The 20,031-nt window shown below is 57.1% G+C and carries 17 protein-coding genes; 11 read left to right on the top strand and 6 right to left on the bottom strand.

Translation table 11 applies throughout. The features are described 5' to 3' along the window. Positions 1 to 17: 17 nt before the first annotated feature. The 3 genes from sdaA to pabB form a co-directional block, all read right to left on the bottom strand. On the bottom strand, positions 18 to 1,382 hold the full coding sequence (sdaA, locus tag HMPREF3178_RS27350; protein WP_004103297.1) for an L-serine ammonia-lyase: 1,365 nt from the start codon (positions 1,380 to 1,382) through the stop codon (positions 18 to 20). 223 nt (positions 1,383 to 1,605) lie between these two features. Continuing rightward, positions 1,606 to 2,184: a CoA pyrophosphatase gene (locus tag HMPREF3178_RS27345; protein ID WP_004103295.1), complete on the bottom strand. Its 579-nt coding sequence runs from the start codon at positions 2,182 to 2,184 to the stop codon at positions 1,606 to 1,608. A gap of 3 nt (positions 2,185 to 2,187) precedes the next feature. Continuing rightward, complete coding sequence (pabB, locus tag HMPREF3178_RS27340) at positions 2,188 to 3,543, bottom strand: aminodeoxychorismate synthase component 1 (protein ID WP_004113732.1); 1,356 nt, start codon at positions 3,541 to 3,543, stop codon at positions 2,188 to 2,190. 90 nt (positions 3,544 to 3,633) lie between these two features. On the opposite strand from pabB, the gene HMPREF3178_RS27335 reads away from it, so the two are divergent. Further along, on the top strand, positions 3,634 to 3,813 hold the full coding sequence (locus HMPREF3178_RS27335) for a YoaH family protein (protein WP_004103292.1): 180 nt from the start codon (positions 3,634 to 3,636) through the stop codon (positions 3,811 to 3,813). A gap of 17 nt (positions 3,814 to 3,830) precedes the next feature. On the opposite strand, the gene HMPREF3178_RS27330 is transcribed toward HMPREF3178_RS27335, so the two are convergent. Further along, positions 3,831 to 5,843, bottom strand: a complete 2,013-nt coding sequence (locus HMPREF3178_RS27330) for a heparinase II/III domain-containing protein (protein ID WP_017145651.1) — start codon at positions 5,841 to 5,843, stop codon at positions 3,831 to 3,833. Further along, positions 5,843 to 7,081, bottom strand: coding sequence for an alginate lyase family protein (locus HMPREF3178_RS27325; RefSeq protein WP_017145652.1), 1,239 nt, complete (start codon positions 7,079 to 7,081; stop codon positions 5,843 to 5,845). The genes HMPREF3178_RS27330 and HMPREF3178_RS27325 overlap by 1 nt, the downstream gene beginning before the upstream one ends. A gap of 526 nt (positions 7,082 to 7,607) precedes the next feature. Between HMPREF3178_RS27325 and HMPREF3178_RS27320 the strand changes: the two genes are divergently transcribed. The 5 genes from HMPREF3178_RS27320 to HMPREF3178_RS27300 are packed head-to-tail and all read left to right on the top strand — an operon-like array spanning position 7,608 to position 12,954. Next, complete coding sequence (locus HMPREF3178_RS27320) at positions 7,608 to 8,897, top strand: ABC transporter substrate-binding protein (RefSeq protein ID WP_017145653.1); 1,290 nt, start codon at positions 7,608 to 7,610, stop codon at positions 8,895 to 8,897. A gap of 11 nt (positions 8,898 to 8,908) precedes the next feature. Continuing rightward, positions 8,909 to 9,850 (top strand): carbohydrate ABC transporter permease, encoded by a 942-nt coding sequence (locus HMPREF3178_RS27315; protein ID WP_004103287.1) that lies wholly within the window; start codon positions 8,909 to 8,911, stop codon positions 9,848 to 9,850. Between the two features lie 9 nt (positions 9,851 to 9,859). Next, positions 9,860 to 10,699, top strand: a complete 840-nt coding sequence (locus HMPREF3178_RS27310) for a carbohydrate ABC transporter permease (protein WP_004103286.1) — start codon at positions 9,860 to 9,862, stop codon at positions 10,697 to 10,699. A gap of 10 nt (positions 10,700 to 10,709) precedes the next feature. After that, positions 10,710 to 11,804 (top strand): ABC transporter ATP-binding protein, encoded by a 1,095-nt coding sequence (locus HMPREF3178_RS27305; RefSeq protein WP_004113726.1) that lies wholly within the window; start codon positions 10,710 to 10,712, stop codon positions 11,802 to 11,804. 7 nt (positions 11,805 to 11,811) lie between these two features. Further along, a complete protein-coding gene (locus tag HMPREF3178_RS27300; protein ID WP_004103283.1) occupies positions 11,812 to 12,954 on the top strand; it encodes an alginate lyase family protein in 1,143 nt (380 codons plus the stop codon). Between the two features lie 167 nt (positions 12,955 to 13,121). On the opposite strand, the gene HMPREF3178_RS27295 is transcribed toward HMPREF3178_RS27300, so the two are convergent. Then, positions 13,122 to 13,466, bottom strand: coding sequence for a RidA family protein (locus tag HMPREF3178_RS27295; RefSeq protein ID WP_004113724.1), 345 nt, complete (start codon positions 13,464 to 13,466; stop codon positions 13,122 to 13,124). Between the two features lie 132 nt (positions 13,467 to 13,598). Here HMPREF3178_RS27295 and HMPREF3178_RS27290 point away from each other — a divergent pair, with 132 nt between their 5' ends. The 5 genes from HMPREF3178_RS27290 to rnd all read left to right on the top strand — a co-directional run bounded on the left by HMPREF3178_RS27290 (position 13,599) and on the right by rnd (position 19,991). Next, positions 13,599 to 15,509: an ATP-dependent DNA helicase gene (locus HMPREF3178_RS27290; protein ID WP_016808280.1), complete on the top strand. Its 1,911-nt coding sequence runs from the start codon at positions 13,599 to 13,601 to the stop codon at positions 15,507 to 15,509. A 67-nt stretch (positions 15,510 to 15,576) separates the two neighbouring features. Then, positions 15,577 to 16,272 carry a tRNA (adenosine(37)-N6)-threonylcarbamoyltransferase complex dimerization subunit type 1 TsaB gene (gene tsaB / locus HMPREF3178_RS27285; protein WP_004103277.1) on the top strand — a complete coding sequence of 232 codons (696 nt, stop codon included), beginning with the start codon at positions 15,577 to 15,579 and terminating at the stop codon, positions 16,270 to 16,272. A gap of 43 nt (positions 16,273 to 16,315) precedes the next feature. Further along, entirely contained in the window at positions 16,316 to 16,900 is a 585-nt protein-coding gene (locus HMPREF3178_RS27280; RefSeq protein WP_017145654.1) for a Slp family lipoprotein, read from the top strand. A gap of 208 nt (positions 16,901 to 17,108) precedes the next feature. Next, positions 17,109 to 18,794 carry a long-chain-fatty-acid--CoA ligase FadD gene (fadD, locus tag HMPREF3178_RS27275; protein WP_085955773.1) on the top strand — a complete coding sequence of 562 codons (1,686 nt, stop codon included), beginning with the start codon at positions 17,109 to 17,111 and terminating at the stop codon, positions 18,792 to 18,794. Between the two features lie 81 nt (positions 18,795 to 18,875). Continuing rightward, the gene (gene rnd, locus HMPREF3178_RS27270) at positions 18,876 to 19,991 is read left to right on the top strand and encodes a ribonuclease D (protein ID WP_162098340.1); all 1,116 of its coding nucleotides are present in this window, start codon (positions 18,876 to 18,878) and stop codon (positions 19,989 to 19,991) included. Positions 19,992 to 20,031: the final 40 nt, after the last annotated feature.

Below are 20,031 nucleotides of genomic sequence, written 5' to 3'. Positions count from 1 at the left end.
ATTCTGTTGAGCAATGATTAGTCGCACTGAACTTTGATTGCCAGGCCGCCGCGCGACGTTTCCCGGTATTTGGCGTTCATGTCCTTACCGGTCTCATACATCGTCTCAATGACTTTATCCAGCGACACGCGCGGTTCGCTGGTGCGGCGCATGGCCATCCGACTGGCGTTGATGGCTTTGACGGAAGCGATGGCGTTACGTTCAATGCACGGTACCTGCACCTGGCCGGCCACCGGATCGCAGGTGAGACCAAGGTTGTGTTCCATGCCGATTTCCGCCGCCACGCAGACCTGCTCGGGGCTGGCGCCAAGGATTTCCGCCAGACCTGCAGCGGCCATCGAGCAGGCCACGCCGACTTCGCCCTGGCAGCCGACCTCAGCGCCGGAAATGGAAGCGTTCATTTTATACAACGTACCGATAGCGCCAGATGCAAGGAAGTAACGAATATAGATATCCGGGCTGACGGACTCGATAAAGTGGTCATAGTAAGCCAGTACCGCCGGCACGATGCCGCAGGCGCCGTTAGTCGGTGCCGTGACCACGCGGCCACCGGCGGCGTTCTCTTCATTCACCGCCAGCGCGAACATATTGACCCAGTCCACCACGTTCATCGGGTCGCTGGAGAGTTTATCGCTGGCAACCAGCATCCGCCGCAGCGCCGAGGCGCGACGAGGCACGCGCAGCGGGCCAGGCAGTACGCCTTCGGTGTTCATGCCGCGGTCGATGCAGGCGCGCATGGTCTGCCAGATATTAGCAAAATAGTCTTCAATCTCTTTTTTGCTGTGCAGAGCCAGCTCGTTCTGCATTACCATGCCGGACAGCGACATGCCGGTCTCTTTGCAGTAGCCCAGCATCTCCTGGGCGGATTTGAACGGGTAGGGTACGGAAAGTTCGCTGGCGCTCTCTTTGCCGAAATGCTCTTCATCGACGATAAAACCGCCGCCGATGGAGTAATAGGTTTTGCTGTAGATTTCTTTCTCGCCAGCCCAGGCATGAATGGTCATCCCGTTTTCATGCAGCGGCAGGTTGTCGCTACGAAAACGCATGCCGTCATTCTGCGGGAAATCGACCTCATGCTGCCCCTGCGCCAGCAGCAGGCGTCCGCGCGTTTCAACGTCGCGAATAAATGCCGGTATCGCGTCAATATCGACCGTATCGGGCTGATTGCCCGCCAGTCCCATAATAATAGCGATATCCGTATGGTGGCCTTTGCCGGTTAATGACAGTGAGCCGTAGACGTCAACCGCCACGCGCGTCACTGTATTAAGCAATCCCTTTTCGACCAGGTCATCGACGAACTGTTTACCGGCCTTCATCGGCCCTACAGTGTGGGAAGATGAGGGGCCGATCCCCACCTTGAACATGTCGAATATACTAATCACGCTAACACTCCTGACAGGGTTGTCGCGAGTGCGACAACGATGTAATCACTGCGCATAGTGTAAGAGGGAACCGGGTCATCAGCTTATGTATTCACATGAATTAAACTAATGGATAACCGCGGATTTACTAATGCTGTGAACCCGCGCTATTAAGTATATACCCTGGAGAATTCGAGTTGCAGAAAAGCTAGCTTACACGCAACCTGAAGTATGGCGGGTAGCGCTAAGGACGAGCGCCTATCTGCAGCGCCAGCTCGCGAATAATACCGGCGGTCATTCCCCAGACAAAATAATGCTGGTACCAGGATAGCCAGACGCGATGCGAATTGCCGCGGCGATGGATATCCAGCGGGTGATAGCGTCCCAGCCGCAGCGCTTCGGCCAGCGGCATTTCGAAGACCGCAGCGACTTCATCCTGGCTGGCATGATAGTGCAGGTCAGGTGGAATAATCCCTACCACCGGGGTGACCTGAAAGCCGGTGACGCTATCCACCGGCGGCAGAACGCCGATGACCTCAACCGACTCTGGCGGGATCGCGACCTCTTCCTGCGCCTCGCGCAGCGCGGCGGCGATCAGCGTCGCATCGCTGTTATCTACCGCGCCGCCGGGAAAAGCGACCTGACCCGCGTGCTTGCGCATCAGCGGCGAACGCTGGGTTAGCAGCAGCCCAGGCTGCGGGCGACGTACAATCGGGACCAGTACCGCAGCCTGACGCTGGTTAAGCGCGCTGCGCGTGGGCTGCGGGCGCAGAAGCTGAAAACGCGAAAGGAAATCGTCAAGTTCGAGGGCGCTGTCCGCCATGTTTTAGCTCTCCAGTTGCTGCAGGATACGATTAACTTTATCAAAAGTTTCCTGATATTCCGCTGCTTCATCGCTATCGGCGACAATCCCGCCTCCGGCGGAGCAGTAAAGCTGCCCCTGCCAGGCCGTCAGCGTACGGATGGTAATGCTGGTATCCATATTGCCGCAGAAGCTGAGATATCCGATGCTGCCGCACCACGCATTGCGCCGCTGCGGCTCCAGCTCATCGATGATCTCCATCGCTCTGACCTTCGGCGCGCCGGTAATTGAGCCACCGGGAAAGGCCGCGCGCAGCAGGTCGGCGGCGTGCAGATGGGAAGGCAATCTGGCGGTCACGGTGCTCACCAGGTGATGCACGGCAGGGAAGGGCTCCACCACAAACAGTTCGGGCACCCGGACGCTACCGGGAGCGGCAACCCGGCCAATATCGTTGCGCATTAAATCGACGATCATCAGGTTTTCGGCGCGGTCTTTTGGCGAGTTCGCCAGCTTTTGCGCCTGCAGCGCGTCCTGCTCAGGGTCGGTCAGCCGGGGTAGCGTCCCCTTAATCGGCCTGGTTTGAATTTCGCCTTGCCGGAGCTGAATAAAGCGCTCGGGCGACAGGCTTAATACTGCCCCTTCATCCAGGCGAATAAAGGCGCTGAACGGCGCGCGATTGGCGCGGTTAAGCTGACGGAAGGCCTGCCACTCATCCCCACGATAGCTTGCCGTAAACCGCTGCGCCAGGTTGACCTGATAGCAGTCGCCGCTGTGCAGCCAGGCCTGGATCTGGCGAAACTTCTCGCCATACTCTTCGCGGCTCATATTTGAGCGCCACGCTGAGGTCAGGGTAAAGGTTTCGGCGACAGGCTCTGCCTGTGCTTCCAGCCATGCCAGGCGCGCCTGCGGATCGTCATAGCTGAATAACGACACCTCCCGACGCTGGTGATCGACGATCAATGCCCAGTCGTAGATCCCCACCGCCATATCCGGCAGCGCGATATCCGCATCCGCTCGTGACGGCAGAGATTCAAAGCGGCGGCCCAGATCGTAGCCGAACAGCCCCAGCGCGCCGCCGAGAAACGGCAGATGCGGATGAGGCTGCGGATGCAGGTTGAAGCGCGCCAGCTGCTGATGCACGAGCGTGAGCGGATCGGCGTCAGAGGTGATGACGGTTTCCCCCTCGTTGATGACGGTCGTTTGACCACGCGTTACCAGCGTGGCGCGCGGCTGGGCGACAACAATATCAAAACGATTATGCGGATGTTCGGCAAAGCCGGAATGCAGCAGCATCGCCCAGGGCCGGGAACTTAAGGAGCTAAAATAGTATTCAGCGGCATCCGGACGCCAGGGCAGGGAAATCATAGCGGGGGACAACATCGTCTTCTTCAATCCTGATCGTTACCGCCCGCTGGTATACGAGAGGACGGCGTGAAATAATTACGCCCCACAATGTAGCAGGAGTCTGTCATGTTTGCAGGTTTACCTTCGCTGAGCCACGAGCAACAGCAAAAAGCAGTGGAAAGAATTCAGGAGCTGATGTCCCAGGGCATGAGCAGCGGCCAGGCTATTGCTTTAGTGGCCGATGAACTGCGCGCCTCCCATACCGGCGATCGGATTGTGGCGCGCTTTGAGGATGAAGACGAGTAAACTCCCTCCAGTTGAGATCAGGTGCTGCTTTCCGCGAACGGAAAGATCGCATCGGGTCGTTTCCCGGGGGCGTCGTAAAGCGTCACGTGCGTCACGCGCTCGCCGCGCCAGAAGGTAATTTGCGTCCCGACTGGCGTATGATTCACTTGCACTTCCGTCAGCGGTGCGCTGTTGGCAAAATCCCACAGGCAGACAAAACGCGCCTGCGTCAGGTGACTGCGTATGACCAGATAGCTGAGATCGTGAGTCGCCGGGTTATCGGGCGCCACTCCCTGCCAGAGTTCACCATCACCGGAAAGCCAGAGCGCAACGGTATCGCCGTCGCGCGCAAAGTGGCGCGGCTGGCAGCCGTTCAGCGGCGCCATGGTTGCATTGGCCATATGCCGCAGCGGTCCGCTGAGCGAAAAGGGCTGCGGCGTGCCGCTCTGATCCAGCGCCTGCGCCGCCAGGTGCAAAGTCCAGTCGAGCTGCTGGCGATGTGGGTTCTCTACGGTAGAGAGATCGATCAGCACCTCTTCAAGCCATAGCAGGCGACGGCGAAAGCGCACATCTCGCCAGGCCGTCGCGTCCCACTCGACGCGGCTATGACTGTCTAGCTCCGGCGGCGGCTTGCCCCAGTCAACCTCGCTGTCCAGCCACAGAGCGTCGCTATCCATATGCCAGCCTGATACCTGCGGATTGGCCGGAGGCTGGTTGGTCTGATTGACGGAAAGCGTATTATGGGTGGCGCTGTTTTTGTAGTAGTCGTAGTGCATTTTCGCGCCGTAGCCGGTTGTGCCCATATCCGGGAGCAGCCAGCCGTCGTGATGCCAGAGCATCAGCCCCAGCCTGTCGTAATGATCGTGTTCGCCGCCCCAGGGACTGTGCTTTATCAGCAGCGCCTGCTGCGGGCGCCGCCAGAGAGTGAGCCCCGCGCCTGGCGCAAACAGCGATTGCTGAGGAAAGAGCGCCTGCGTCGTTTCAGGCAGCGGCTGGTTGCGCCACAGCAAGGTCTCGCGGACATCAGGTTCCGTTTCAATAAACTGCAGCACGGCGGCGTAGAGCGGGTCACGCCAGATAAACCAGGCGAATTCGTACAGATCCCGGTGTCGCAGCTTTTCTTGTCCGGCGAGGCAGTCGTTGAGGCGAGGGAAGGTTCCGTCCGGCAGCAGCAGCGACAGCGGGAACTTCAGCATCGGCTGATACCAGGGGCCATCCAGCAGGCTCCAGCGAGTGCCGCGCGCCAGTTTTTCAAAGGCAAAAAAGCCCTGCAGCGCGTAGTAGTGGTAGTGAATCGAACCTTCAAACCATAGCCCCTCCGCCAGCAGGCCCTTTTCCAGCTGCCAGCGCAGGCCGTAAGGCTGGTTAACGGCGAATTCCAGCAGGCTCTCATCTTCAAGAACGAAACCGAGAACGCCAAGCGCCGCGCTAATTTTGACTTCGTGATTATGAATCTGCGCAGTGCGGTGCTCGCGTAGAAACGTTGCCGCGCAGCGCAGCAGGTTGTCGCGAATATGCCGCTCTTCGGCGGAGGTTAAGCCGTCGCGAATAAAGTCATAACCCAGCGCCATCTCCAGAATACAGTTGGCTTCGCACAGCGTCTGGGCGTTCATCTTCCCCGGTCCGTTGTTGGGAATATCACCGTGAATTTGATAGCCGGGATAGACGTCAGCGTAACCCATCAGCAGCGTGCGAACTTTATCGCGATACGCCGTTTCGCCGGTCAGCCGCCATATCAGACCAAGCTGCTGACAGGCGCTGGCGTTACGACCGTTCATTTCTCGCCACCATGCGCCGTCCCACGGCTCACCGCTGAAAATTTCGCCATCAACCGGGCAGGCGTGGCGATGAGGCATATCCGCCCGCCACGTCAGCCGCACGCCGTGATGGGGGCAAAAATAGTAGAGGTTCCAACTGGCGATCCCCGTTTGTGGAATGAGCGCCGCCGCGTCAAGCTGCGGTTGCGCTTCCTGCACCAGCCGTTCAAGCAGACCGCTATCGCCGGCTGCACGTCTGGCAATGTCGGGCCAGAGTCCAGAAAATTGTTTCATTAGCGGTTATCCCTGACCTCTGACGATGGGGAAAGCGGAACAATGAGCGTGGTGATATCGTCGGGATATTTCGCTCTTAACCATTGCGCTTTGGTGCGGAACAGGGAATCTTCCGGCCAGGCATGCGCGGCGGTGGCCATATTGCGCAGCGCTTTCTTGTCGTCCATCTTATCAAGGTCTTTCCAGGGCCATGGCGTATCGCTGTTAATAAACCCGGCGATGTATTGATAGCCTTTGCGCAGGCTATGGTCGTCGAGGGTGAAGTTCCAGATATCGACGCCCGCCTTCTCGCCCAGACGACCCAGTCGGTTATAGGCTTCAAGGTTGAAATTGCTGTAGTGCCACGGACGCGTGCGCTCCAGCTCGCCCATCTGGCGGCCTTCAATGTCGAATTGCCCGGCAATTCGTCGCAGCTGGGTGATGTACAGGCGCTGTTTCGCCTCGTCAGTTTTACCGCTAAACAGGGCGAAGGTCGCGGCCTGCATATCAAAATAGCTGCCGTGGTTGTTGTGCCAGTTATCTTCTTCGAAACCGTTCTGGCTGGTGGTCATCCACTGGTAATACTCGCCAAACCACTGCTTTAATGCGCTAACGTCGTTTTCGTTCAGCGCCTCTGAGGATTGCAGCAGGGCGATAGCATCCACCACCTCTACCAGCGCGCGGCTATCAATAATGCCGATACCGCGTCCGGTATTAATGCCGGGAATGGCCTGGGCATATTGCAGGTTGGGATTCATGCGCGTTTGTGGATCGATAAACCAGCTCTTCAACTGGGCCGCCGCCTTCTGCGCGTAGCGATTGTCCTGGGTGAAGTACCACGCCAGCGCAAGGGTTGATACGTCGTTACTCATCTTCACCAGGCGGTTTTTATCGGTGGCATCGCTATTGGCATCCGGGTTGGTTTGCCCATCCTTACGAATATAGGGCAGTCCGTCTTTCGTATCAGGGTTCGGCCACCAGTAGGGAGGGAAACTATAGTAGTCGTGCTTATCGCCGCTGGCGGCGACCAGGGTTTTATCCATCACCGAGAACAGCGGATGCTTGAGCGCCAGATCGGCTTTTTTTTGCAAAGCCGCTTGCGCCTGCACGAATAGCGGATCTTTCGCGGCAATCTGCTGGCGGCTAAAGGTTAATTCCTTTCCGTCGAGCGTGTACGGCTCAGCGGCATATGAGGAGGCGCTAAGGCCGGAACAAAACAGCGCAATGCCTAACAAACCTCGGCGAGGTATTGAGATCATAGTGATAACCCTTCTGCATAATATGAGAAAAGATAACAACAGAATTATACCTGTCGCGTATTTTAATGACGCATAAAACAGGCGGTTTAATTAAAGGCGAACTATTTGAATATTCGATGGCGTGCAGTGTAAAAGACAAAGTGATTTTTTTTGTGATATCCATCAAACTTATTGTCATGGATAAATAATGGCGTTTTTAATGCTGCCGCCGTCACACAATTTCGCCTTTTTCCAGATTTTTTGAATGTTTTAACAAAATCAGTAAATTTATAATTTATTGATATTATTCGATATTTTATTTGTGTCACCTTTTTTGTCACTTCTTGATGTGATCTGCTTCTATTTTTTGATTTTTGAAACGCGATTTCTTTTTAGTGTGGTTGTATTGGGAAATACATTTCTATCTAATGAAGGGAAATATTTCTTACGTCTGCTTTATTAACGTCTTAGCGATATTCAAATACCTTGCTGTGTATTAATTAAGAATTTAATTACCTTTGTGCCCTACAATAAAGGATATGCCATCATGTCTGCCAATAAATTACGTTCACTATTACTTCTCACCGCACTCGGGCTCGGCGTTAGCCAAAGCTATGCTGCTACCACCCTCAACGTTTGGATCCGCGCCAGCAACGACTCGAAAAATATCTACAAACAAGAAGCGGAAAAATTTGAAGAATCAACCGGTATCAAAATCGCGTATTTCAACGCCACTACCGACTTTGAACAGCGGCTGGCGCGCGCCACGGCGGGCAACGCCTTACCCGATCTGATTTTTAACGATGCGGCTTCGCTGGGGCAGTTTATCCAACTGGGTATTGCCGAAGAAATTGACCCGCAAGCGATCGCCGGCGGCGACCAGCTATTCCCGACGGCCTGGAAAAGTACCCGCTATATCGACGGCAAATACTACGGCGTACCGACTTCAGCGCAAACCTTCGCGCTGTTCGTACGCAAAGACTGGCGTGAAAAACTGGGGCTGCCGCAGCCTAAGAGCTGGGATGATATCCAGACCCTGGCGAAAGCCTTCACTACCCAGGATCCCGACGGCAACGGCAAAAATGATACCTACGGCTTTATCGTTCCCGCCTCCACGACACGCGGCTACGCCAGCTGGTTTATGAGCAGCTTTATCTGGCAGGCGGGCGGTGATTTCGTTAAAGAAGAGAGCGGAAAGTTCAGCGCCTCGCTCAATACGCCGGAAGTGGCTCAGGCGATGACCTTTATGCGCACCATGATGTGCGAAAAAGTCACCCAGCCGGGGGCGATTAACGCCACCACCGCCGACGTTATTCCATCCTTCCGCTCAGGGCAAAGCGGCATGTTCTTTAGCGGCCCGTACCATATCGCGCTGTTCGATAAAGATCCCGGTAAAGACAATTTTGAAGTGGTTCCGGTGGTGGGGCCAAAAGGCGAAGCGACTCTCGCGGAGGGCACCACGGTCTTTATGATGAAGAGCAGTAAACAGAAAGAGGCGGCGCGTAAATTTATCGAATTCATGATCTCGCCGGAAGGCCAGGAGATCGGCATGGGTAAAGGCAGCCAGCATATACCGGTGGTGCGCCTGCCGGTGAATAAGAACGTCGACGTCAAAGCCGTTTATCAGGACGCCCGCTGGGAAACTTTCGCCAGACTTTACAATGAACAGGGACGCTACGTGCCGCAAATTCCTAACTGGACGCCGGTGCGCCAGGTGGCCGCCGACGGTTTTAACCGAATTTTTGCCGACTGCAGCAGCGATATCGCCGCTGAGCTGAAAACTATCGACGGCAAGGTGAACGCTGAGCTGAAAAAACAAAACGTGCTGGCTAACTGAGGACACAAGTGATGACGCTGCATGAGACGAAGTCCTCGCCGATAAAGCAGGCCGCTTCGCCTGACTCAACCGGATGGCTGAGCGCAAAGCGTAAGCGGGCGCTGATCCCGTGGCTGTTTTTGGCGCCTGCGCTGATTATTTTCAGCTGGTTTAAGTTTATCCCGATGATTCAGGGTCTGGTGATGAGCTTTTACAAGGTCAACTTTAATCAGCCGAACGAGTGGGTAGGACTCGATAACTTCACCCGCGCTTTTGCCGACGCAGAGCTGCACGCGGCGGTGGTGAACACTTTGCTGTACGTGGTGGTAACGATGTTCGCCGCGGCTATCCTGGCCTTCTTCCTCGCCATGCTGCTGGAAGGCCCGGCGCGCCATCTGCGCTTTATTCGAACCGCCATCTTTTTACCCGCGGTCACCAGCGCGGCAATCGTCGCTGAAATGTGGCGCATTTTGTTCAACCCGACGCCCAATGGAGTGGTTAACCACATCCTCAGCTGGTTTGGCGTCGCCGATCAGGGCTTCCTTGCCAGCTCCGATCAGGCGCTGGGGGTCATCATGCTGCTGCATATCTGGAAAGCGGTGCCCTACAACATGGTGATTTTTATTGCCGGTCTGGCGGGGATCAGCCGCGATTTATACGATGCGGCGAACGTCGACGGCGCCAGCTGGTGGAATCGTCTGCGCTACGTCACGCTGCCCGGCATGATCCCGGCGCTCTCGGTGGTGCTGATGCTCTCCTTTATCCGCGGTTTCCGCGTGTTCGCCGAGGTGTACGCCACCACCGGCGGAGGGCCGTCTAACGCCACGGAAATGGTGATGACCCATATCTACAAACTGGGTTTTGAGCAGTTTGACTATGGCTACGCCTCGGCGGTGTCGTTTCTGCTGTTCACCTTCACGGTTGTATTAACCCTCTGTCATCTGACGCTGAAAAAACGTATCGCACGTTACTAAGGAGCCGCGATGTTAAGTAAACGTTGGGATACAGCAGGGCGCTGGTGCATTTACGCGCTGCTGCTGATTGTCTTCGTCGGGCCGTTCTGGGGCATCGTGGCCACGGCCTTCAGCGGTGCGCCGGTGAAGCCGGGCGAGCTGCTGGCCTGGCCGAATCAGTTCTCGCTGGAAAACTTCATCTTTGCGTGGATGGATATCGGCGTCTGGCAGTACCTGCTGAACTCTATCCTGGTGGTGTTCTTCGGCACCGTTCTACAGGTGTCGGTCAGCGCGCTGGCGGCGTATGCCCTGGCGCGGAAAAAGTTTCGCGGCGTGGCGCTGGTGAGCCTGGTGATTTTGTCCACCATGATGCTGCCGGAAGAGGTCATCGCCATTCCGCTGTACATGATTATTAACTGGCGACTGCCGCTGATCGATGCCTCGCTCTACAACAGCTACCTCGGGATGATTTTGCCGGTGGTTGGCTGGGCTTTCTCCATCTTTGTCCTGACCGAATTTATGTCGGCGATACCGAAAGAGCTGGAAGAGGCGGCGCGGATAGATGGCGCCAACGAATGGCAGATTTTCTTCCATGTGATTCTGCCGCTGGTGAAACCGGCGCTCGGTACGGTAGTGACGTTCGGCTTCATTATGATTTGGGACCAGTACCTGCTGCCGCTGATTGTGGTTAACCAGGACAGCCTGAATACTATTCCGGTGATCCTCGGCACGCTGCGTACCGATGAGAGCATCACGCCGAACATTTTTATCGCTATTACGCTGCTGGCGATGCTGCCCAGCATCATCGTCTATCTGGGTCTGCAAAAACATTTCAACCGCGGGATTATGTCCGGCGCAGTCAAAGGATAAGGAGTGACCAATGGGATCTGTTGTACTGAATAGCGTGCGTAAATCGTATGGTGATGCGCACGTCATTAAAGACGTGTCGCTGACTATCCCGGACGGTGAATTCTGCGTTCTCGTTGGCCCCAGCGGCTGTGGGAAATCAACCCTGCTGCGCATGATCGCCGGCCTGGAGGAGATCTCTGGCGGCGAGGTGCATATTAACGAGCGCAACGTTACCGAGGTAGAACCGAAGCTGCGCGATATTGCGATGGTGTTTCAGAGCTATGCGCTCTACCCGCAGATGACGGTGCGTGAAAATATGGGTTTTGCCCTGAAGATGGCGCGCCTGCCGAAAGCGGAGATTAATCAGAAGGTTAATGAAGCCGCTGCGCTGCTGGGGCTCGAACCGCTACTGGAGCGCTTGCCGAAGGATCTCTCGGGCGGCCAGCGCCAGCGGGTGGCGATGGGGCGGGCGATCGTGCGTAAGCCGCAGGTGTTTTTGTTTGACGAACCGCTCTCCAACCTCGACGCCAAGCTGCGAACCCAGGTGCGCGGCGAAATTCGCGAGCTGCATCGCCGGCTGAAAACCACCTCGGTGTACGTCACCCACGATCAGATTGAAGCCATGACCATGGGGCAGATGATCGTGGTGCTGCGCGATGGGCGCATTGAGCAGGCGGGGACGCCGCTGGAGTTGTACGACCGGCCGGCGAATCTGTTCGTCGCTGGTTTTATCGGTTCGCCGGAGATTAACCAGCTGTCGGGCGTCGTGGTTTTGAACGGCAGCGCCACCAGCCTGCGTCTGAAAGATGGCTCGCTGCTGGCTTTGCCCGCTGGCCTTCAGGTAGCCGACGGTCAGCAGGTGGTGTACGCCATTCGCCCTGAGCAGGTCAACGTCGTCCACGAAGCGCGCGACGATGCGCTGGCGGCGAAGGTGACGGCGGTGGAGAATACCGGCTCGGATATGCAGCTCTTCTGCGATACCGGCGGCGGAGCGTTTACCTCGGTGTTCAAACAGCGTCTGGCTGTAAAAGAGGGCGATAAGATCTGGCTGCAGCCGAAGCTCTCCGGCGTGCACCTGTTCGATGGACAAAGCGGCCAGCGCATAGCGTGCCGGGAGGAAAACTAAGGTGGCGATGAAGCTGTACACCCTTGACGAAACCTGCCTGGAAAACGCCCGGGCGGGCTTAAAGCAGCCGTTCTCGCCGCTGCAGCTGGCGTTAAGCAAGCTGGTGTCGGAGGCCGACATCCTGCGTCGAGAGGCGCCGGAAAGCGTGGTGCATAAAAAGCTGCGCCCGGCCAGCGGCGACGCGCACGATTACTACAGTCTGGGCACCTACTGGTGGCCGAATCCGCGGCGGCCCAACGGGCTGCCCTATATTCGTCGCGACGGGCATATCAATCCGCAATGTGAAAACAACGATACGGACACCTCGCGCATTATCCGCATGTGCGAACGGTGCCTGACCCTGGGGCTGGCATGGTACTTTACCGGCCAGCGCCAGTATGCGCAGGCCGCGGCTACGCAAATACGCTGCTGGTTCCTGGATGCCGACACGCGGATGAATCCGCATCTGAACTACGGCCAGGCGATCCCGGGGATTGTATCCGGTCGCGGCACCGGGCTTATCGATACTCGCTTAATGTGGATGGTGGTGGATACCATCGGCCTGATCAACACGGCGAGCGTGCTTGATACCGATGATATTATCGGCCTGCACCAGTGGTTCCGCGACTTTAACCACTGGATGTACTACAGCGAAATCGGCCACTCAGAGTACGTCTGGCACAATAACCACGGCACCTGGTACGACGCCCAGCGGACGGTTAACGCGTTATTCTATGGCGATAAAGGGCTGGCGGCGCGGATCATTGAGCAGGGAATTACCCAGCGTATGGCGGCGCAGATTGACCAGGATGGCCGACAAACGATGGAGCTGGAACGCACCATCCCGTTCCACTATTCGCTATTTAACCTGGAGGCGCATCTGCTGCTCAACCGCTACGCCGAACACGTTGAGTTCGATCGCTGGAACACCATCCGCGACGGGCGAGGGGTGAAGCAGGGCATCGACTATCTGGTGCCGTTTATTCGCGAGCCGGAGCTCTGGCCGTACAGCGATCTGCAGGGGATCGTGTGGGATAGCGCGCTGCGCGTACTGCTGCAGTCAGTGCGGGGTTATGCAAAGCAGTCTGCCAGCTATCGTGATGCGCTGAAGTGTGTGCCCCAGGAGACCTTACAGTTAAAGGAGCAACTGATGTGGTGTCCGGGCGGATAGAACAATGCTTCTTGCCTCCCGACGGCGCTGTGCCTGGTCGGCCTGGCTGATATGTAGCCCGATAAGGCGTTTACGCCGCTATCCGGGGAATGCGCCGGATAGCGGCTTTGGCGCGGCTTCTTCCCGGGCGGCGCTACGCTTGCCCGGGCTACGGGGCCTCGGCTGTCTTACACTGCGGCGATGATTTTAATCTCGACTTTATACTTCGGATTCATCAGTTTCGCCTGTACGGTACAGCGTACCGGCGCATGACCGGCGACGACCCATGCATCCCAGGCCTGATTCATCGCCGCAAAGTCTGCACCGTCGGCGAGGAAAATAGTCGCATCAAGAATACGTGATTTGCTGCTGCCCTGTTTCTCCAGCACCGCATCGATCTGCGCCAGCGTATCAGCGGTTTGCGCGCAGGCATCGGCATCGAGGTTGGACGGTACGCCGGTGTAGTACAGCGTCTGGTTATGAATCACCACATCAGACCAGCGGGCTTCGGCATCAATACGCGTAATGGTCATGTTTATTTCCTCTCTGTTCCGGTTCATTAAGCTGCGGCAAGACTGCCATAATGTTTCACCTGCGTCACTACCTGCACTGGCGAAAACCCCTCCACCCTGACATAATCACTGTCCAAATAACCAGGGGGTAATGTGATCGACGATTTTGCAGCAGATGGCCAGCTGGCCAGCGCGATTGCCGGATTTAAGCCGCGCGAGCCGCAGCGCCAGATGGCTTTCGCCGTCGCCAGTGCAATTGAAGAAACTCGTCCGCTGGTGGTGGAGGCGGGCACCGGGACCGGGAAAACCTACGCCTACCTGGCGCCTGCGCTACGCGCCAACAAGAAAGTCATTATTTCCACCGGCTCGAAAGCGTTACAGGATCAGCTCTACAGTCGGGATTTACCCACTGTCGCTAAAGCGCTGAACTTCACCGGTAAACTGGCCCTGCTGAAAGGGCGTTCGAACTACCTGTGCCTGGAGCGTCTGGAACAGCAGGCGCTCGCCGGTGGCGACCTGCCGGTGCAAACCCTCAGCGATGTCATTCTGCTGCGCTCGTGGTCTAACCAGACCGTCGATGGCGATATCAGCACCTGCGTTAGCGTGGCCGAAGATTCCCAGGCCTGGCCGCTGGTCACCAGTACCAACGATAACTGCCTCGGCAGCGACTGCCCCTTATATAAAGACTGTTTTGTGGTGAAAGCGCGGAAAAAGGCGATGGATGCTGACGTGGTCGTCGTCAATCATCATCTGTTCCTCGCCGATATGGTGGTCAAAGAGAGCGGCTTTGCCGAACTGATTCCGGAAGCGGAAGTGATGATCTTCGATGAAGCGCATCAGCTGCCGGATATTGCCAGCCAGTACTTCGGCCAGTCGCTCTCCAGCCGCCAGCTGATGGACCTGGCGAAAGATATTACTATTGCTTATCGCACCGAACTTAAAGACACCCAGCAGCTGCAGAAGTGCGCCGACCGCCTGGCCCAGAGCACGCAGGATTTTCGTCTGCAGCTGGGGGAGCCCGGCTATCGCGGCAACCTGCGCGAGCTGCTGGCGGATAACAATATTCAGCGCGCGCTGCTGCTGCTTGATGATGCGCTCGAACTCTGTTACGACGTGGCAAAGCTGTCGCTGGGCCGCTCGGCGCTGCTCGATGCCGCTTTTGAGCGGGCCACCGTATACCGAGGCCGCCTGAAGCGGTTAAAAGAGACCAATCAGCCCGGCTTTAGCTACTGGTATGAGTGTACTTCCCGCAACTTCACCCTGGCGCTGACCCCGCTGACGGTGGCGGATAAGTTTAAAGAGGTGATGGCGCAAAAGTCCGGGAGCTGGATCTTCACCTCGGCGACGCTATCGGTCAATGACGATTTGCACCACTTTACCGATCGTCTGGGCATAGGCGACGCGCAAACGCTGCTGCTCCCCAGCCCCTTCGATTATGCCCACCAGGCGCTGCTGTGCGTGCCGCGCAATTTGCCGTTACCGAACCAGCCCGGCGCCGCGCGACATCTGGCGGCGATGCTCAAACCGCTGATTGAAGCCAACGACGGGCGCTGCTTTATGCTCTGCACTTCGCACGCCATGATGCGCGACCTGGCGGAACAGTTTCGCGCCACCATGACGCTGCCGGTTCTCCTGCAGGGAGAAACCAGCAAAGGCCAGCTTTTACAGCAATTCGTCAGCGCCGGAAATGCGCTGCTGGTGGCGACCAGTAGCTTCTGGGAAGGGGTGGACGTGCGCGGCGATGCGCTTTCTCTGGTGATTATCGACAAGCTGCCGTTCACCTCGCCGGACGATCCGCTGCTGAAAGCGCGGATGGAGGATTGTCGCCTGCGCGGCGGTGATCCTTTTGATGAGGTCCAGCTACCGGACGCCGTCATCACCCTCAAACAGGGCGTGGGGCGTCTGATTCGCGACATCGACGATCGCGGGGTCCTGGTTATCTGCGACAACCGTTTGGTTATGCGCCCCTATGGCGCCGTCTTCCTCGCGAGCCTTCCGCCTGCGCCGCGCACGCGCGATATCCGTCGGGCGGTGCGTTTTCTTGCGGTGCCGTCGGCGAGGTAATCCGGCGCAAAATGTGGTAAGCTGCGCGCCATTTTGTCAATCTGCTAGAGCGAGAGCGCGACAACCCATGCGAATTTTAGCTATCGATACCGCCACGGAGGCCTGCTCCGCGGCGCTGTGGAATGATGGCACCCTCAGTGCTCATTTTGAAATCTGCCCCCGCGAACATACCCAACGTATCCTGCCTCTGGTGCAGGATGTCCTCAATGAAAGCGGCACGCTATTAACCGAGCTTGACGCGCTGGCCTTTGGCCGTGGGCCGGGCAGCTTCACCGGCGTGCGCATTGGTATCGGGATTGCGCAGGGGCTGGCGCTGGGGGCCGAGCTGCCGATGATCGGCGTGTCCACGCTGGCAACCATGGCGCAGGGCGCATGGCGAAAAACCGGCGCCACACGCGTGCTGGCCGCCATCGACGCCAGAATGGGCGAAGTTTACTGGGCGGAATATCAGCGCGATGAACAGGGCGTCTGGCACGGCGAAGAGAGTGAAGCGGTGCTGAAGCCGGAAGCGGTTCGCGAGCGTCTGCAGCAGCTGGAGGGCGAGTGGGCTACCGTCGGCACCGGCTGGCAGGCGTGGCCGGATATGGCTACCGGCTGCGGCTTAACGCTTGCCGACGGCGAAATTGAGCTTCCTGACGCGCAGGATATGCTGCCGCTGGCTTGCCATCTGTTTACGGTGGGAAAAACCGTGGCCGTTGAACACGCTGAACCAGTTTATTTACGCAATGAAGTGGCGTGGAAGAAACTTCCTGGCCGCGAGTGAATCTCAGTAACTATATGTCTGAGAAGAAGGAAGGAGTCGCGTCATGGCGGGTCAAAAAACGGTAGTGCGTTGGTTAGTCGCGGCAGCAGTGGTTGCTGCGCTGAGCGGGTGCGCTTCGGTACCGGATGCCATTAAGGGCACCACCCCGACGCCGCAGCAGGATTTAGTTCGCGTGATGAACGCGCCGCAGCTGTATGTCGGTCAGGAAGCGCGCTTTGGCGGGAAGGTCGTCAGCGTGCAGAATCAGCAGGGTATAACCCGCCTGGAAATTGCCACCGTTCAGCTTGACGGCGCCGCGCGTCCGGAGCTGGGCGAGCCGTCGCGAGGTCGTATCTTTGCCGACGTAAACGGTTTTATCGACCCGGTGGATTTTCGCGGGCAGCTGGTCACCGTGGTTGGCCCGATCGTCGGCGTCGTCGACGGTAAAGTCGGCAATACGCCGTATAAATTCATGCTGATGAACGCTACGGGCTACAAGCGCTGGAACGTTGTCCAGCAGGTGGTCATGCCGCCGCAGCCGATGATGGACCCGTGGATGTTCGGCCCGCGCCCGTGGGGCTACGGATACGGCGGCTGGGGCTGGTATAATCCCGGTCCTGCCGAAGTCAGAAACGTTGTAACTGAATGATTTTGTAGTTTTTGTAAGTTCAAAGAAACAGCGGCTGGTCCGCTGTTTCTTCGTTTTCAGTCAAATAAGAAAAATAAATAGTGACGCGCTTCGCAACCTGTAAAACGCCTAATTAATTAACTGGTACGCTGAGTTAATATAATGTTAACAAAATGTTTGTTGATCAGGGGTTGTGATGACGACGAATAACTATTTCAGAGGTGATGCAGTGAAAAAGGTTTGGCTAAACCGTTATCCCGCAGACGTTCCTGCGGAGATAAACCCTGACCGCTATCAATCCCTGGTTGAACTGTTTGAACACGCCGTCCGCCGCTATGCCGACCAGCCGGCCTTTATTAACATGGGCGAGGTGATGACCTACCGCAAGCTGGAGGAGCGTAGCCGCGCGTTCGCCGCTTATCTTCAGGAAGGGTTAGGCCTGCAAAAAGGCGACCGTGTCGCGCTGATGATGCCTAATCTGCTGCAGTATCCGGTGGCGCTGTTTGGTATCCTGCGCGCTGGCATGATTGTCGTGAACGTCAATCCGCTTTATACCCCGCGCGAACTGGAGCATCAGCTTAACGACAGCGGCGCCGCCGCCATTGTGATCGTTTCCAACTTTGCGCATACCCTGGAAAAGGTGGTTGATAAAACCCAGGTCAAGCACGTGATTTTAACCCGCATGGGCGATCAGCTTTCCACGGCGAAAGGAACGCTGGTTAACTTTGTGGTGAAGTACATTAAACGGCTGGTGCCAAAATACCATCTGCCGGACGCCATCTCGTTTCGCAGCGCGCTGCAGCACGGCTACCGCATGCAGTACATTAAGCCGGAAATCGTCTCTCAGGATCTCGCTTTTCTTCAATATACCGGCGGCACAACCGGCGTGGCGAAAGGGGCAATGCTGACCCATCGCAATATGCTGGCGAACCTTGAGCAGGTAAACGGTACCTACGGGCCGCTGTTGCATCGCGGCAAAGAGCTGGTTGTTACCGCGCTACCGCTGTATCACATCTTTGCGCTGACCATGAACTGCCTGTTGTTCATTGAACTGGGCGGGCAAAACCTGCTGATCACCAACCCGCGCGACATCCCAGGCCTGGTCAAAGAGCTAGCGAAATATCCCTTCACCGCCATGACCGGAGTCAATACCCTGTTTAACGCGCTGCTTAACAACAAAGAGTTTCAGCAGCTCGACTTCTCTTCACTGCATCTCTCCGCCGGCGGCGGAATGCCGGTACAGCAGGTCGTTGCGGAGCGCTGGGTTAAGCTGACCGGGCAGTATCTTCTGGAAGGCTATGGCCTGACGGAGTGCGCGCCGTTGGTGAGCGTCAATCCGCACGATATCGACTATCACAGCGGCAGTATTGGCCTGCCAGTGCCGTCCACCGAAGCGAAGCTGGTGGATGATGACGATAATGAAGTCGCGCCGGGAGAGCCGGGGGAGCTGTGCGTGAAAGGGCCACAGGTGATGCTGGGCTACTGGCAGCGCCCTGATGCTACCGCTGAAATCATTAAGGACGGCTGGCTGCATACCGGCGATATCGCGGTGATGGATGACGAGGGCTTCCTGCGTATCGTCGATCGCAAAAAAGATATGATCCTTGTCTCGGGCTTCAACGTCTATCCGAATGAAATCGAGGATGTGGTAATGCAGCATTCCGGGGTTCAGGAGGTTGCTGCGGTTGGCGTACCGTCCGGAAGCAGCGGTGAGGCGGTGAAAATTTTCGTGGTGAAGAAAGAGCCGACGCTGACGGAAGAGATGCTGATCGCTTTCTGCCGTCGCCAGCTGACCGGCTACAAGGTTCCGAAGCTGGTTGAGTTTCGCGATGAGCTGCCGAAATCCAACGTCGGGAAAATTTTACGTCGAGAACTGCGTGACGAAGCCCGTGCTAAAGTAGACAATAAAGCCTGAGCTAAGAGTGAATCGCCAGACGCCGGCTAAGCCGGCGTTTTTTATGGGCGCAAGTTAAGAGAGTATGATTTGAACTATCAGATGATCACCACCAACGATGGCCTTCGCGCCGTCTGTGAAGCGGCAAGCGCGGTTTCTGCCATCGCGCTGGATACGGAATTTGTCCGTACTCGTACCTACTACCCGCAGCTCGGTCTGCTCCAGCTGTTCGACGGCAACCAGGTCTCGCTGATTGACCCTCTGGTTATCACCGACTGGGAACCGATGCGTGAACTGCTGCTGAATAAAGATGTGACCAAATTTTTACATGCTGGCAGTGAAGATCTGGAAGTATTTCTTAATGCCTTTCATTTGATGCCTCAGCCGCTGATCGACACGCAAATTCTTGCCGCTTTTTGCGGTCGTCCGATGTCCTGGGGCTTTGCGTCGATGGTAGAAGAGTATACCGGCGTGGCGCTGGACAAGAGCGAATCTCGTACCGACTGGCTGGCGCGCCCGCTGACCGAACGCCAGTGCGTTTATGCCGCTGCCGACGTCTGGTACCTGCTGCCGATTGCCGGAAAGCTGATGGCTGAAACCGACAGCGCGGGCTGGCTTTCCGCTGCCCTGGATGAATGCCAGCTGATGCAGCAGCGTCGTCAGGAGATTCAGGATCCTGCCGAGGCGTGGCGCGACATTGGTAATGCCTGGCAGCTGCGCACTCGTCAGCTGGGCTGCCTGCAGCTGCTGGCGGAGTGGCGGCTGCGTAAAGCGCGCGAACGCGACCTGGCGGTCAACTTTGTTATCCGTGAAGAGCATTTGTGGAACGTGGCGCGCTATATGCCCACCAGCCTGGGGGAACTTGACAGCCTCGGACTCTCGGGCAGCGAGATTCGTTTCCACGGTAAGACGCTGATCGCCCTCGTCGAGAAGGCGCAGGCGCTGCCGGAAGAGGCGCTGCCAGAGCCGCTGCAAAATCTGATCGACATGCCCGGTTACCGCAAGCTGTTTAAGGATATCAAAGCGTTAGTTCAGACCGTAAGCGCCGAGAAGGGCGTGAGCGCGGAGCTGCTGGCTTCAAGAAGACAGATTAATCAGCTGCTGAACTGGCACTGGGGGCTAAAAAACGGCAACGGGCAGCCTGAACTGGTTTCCGGCTGGCGCGGTGAATTGATGGCCGATCGCCTGAATGCGCTATTAAGCGACTACCCGCGCTAGCGCCGATCGGCATAGTGAAAAAACCGGCTGCGCACAGCGT

The organism is Klebsiella sp. HMSC09D12 (assembly GCF_001808475.1).
GTDB classification, from domain to species: Bacteria; Pseudomonadota; Gammaproteobacteria; order Enterobacterales; family Enterobacteriaceae; genus Klebsiella; species Klebsiella oxytoca.
Note: the sequence above shows the minus strand (reverse complement) of the source record. Positions and strands in the feature narration are given on the sequence as shown.

Coding starts and splice junctions, on each gene's coding strand:
- HMPREF3178_RS27345 (WP_004103295.1), bottom strand. CDS start 2,184: ATGGCGGACAGCGCCCTCGAACTTGACGATTTCCTTTCGCGTTTTCAG.
- pabB (WP_004113732.1), bottom strand. CDS start 3,543: ATGTTGTCCCCCGCTATGATTTCCCTGCCCTGGCGTCCGGATGCCGCT.
- HMPREF3178_RS27335 (WP_004103292.1), top strand. CDS start 3,634: ATGTTTGCAGGTTTACCTTCGCTGAGCCACGAGCAACAGCAAAAAGCA.
- HMPREF3178_RS27330 (WP_017145651.1), bottom strand. CDS start 5,843: ATGAAACAATTTTCTGGACTCTGGCCCGACATTGCCAGACGTGCAGCC.
- HMPREF3178_RS27325 (WP_017145652.1), bottom strand. CDS start 7,081: ATGATCTCAATACCTCGCCGAGGTTTGTTAGGCATTGCGCTGTTTTGT.
- HMPREF3178_RS27320 (WP_017145653.1), top strand. CDS start 7,608: ATGTCTGCCAATAAATTACGTTCACTATTACTTCTCACCGCACTCGGG.
- HMPREF3178_RS27315 (WP_004103287.1), top strand. CDS start 8,909: ATGACGCTGCATGAGACGAAGTCCTCGCCGATAAAGCAGGCCGCTTCG.
- HMPREF3178_RS27310 (WP_004103286.1), top strand. CDS start 9,860: ATGTTAAGTAAACGTTGGGATACAGCAGGGCGCTGGTGCATTTACGCG.
- HMPREF3178_RS27305 (WP_004113726.1), top strand. CDS start 10,710: ATGGGATCTGTTGTACTGAATAGCGTGCGTAAATCGTATGGTGATGCG.
- HMPREF3178_RS27300 (WP_004103283.1), top strand. CDS start 11,812: ATGAAGCTGTACACCCTTGACGAAACCTGCCTGGAAAACGCCCGGGCG.
- HMPREF3178_RS27295 (WP_004113724.1), bottom strand. CDS start 13,466: ATGACCATTACGCGTATTGATGCCGAAGCCCGCTGGTCTGATGTGGTG.
- tsaB (WP_004103277.1), top strand. CDS start 15,577: ATGCGAATTTTAGCTATCGATACCGCCACGGAGGCCTGCTCCGCGGCG.
- HMPREF3178_RS27280 (WP_017145654.1), top strand. CDS start 16,316: ATGGCGGGTCAAAAAACGGTAGTGCGTTGGTTAGTCGCGGCAGCAGTG.
- rnd (WP_162098340.1), top strand. CDS start 18,876: ATGATCACCACCAACGATGGCCTTCGCGCCGTCTGTGAAGCGGCAAGC.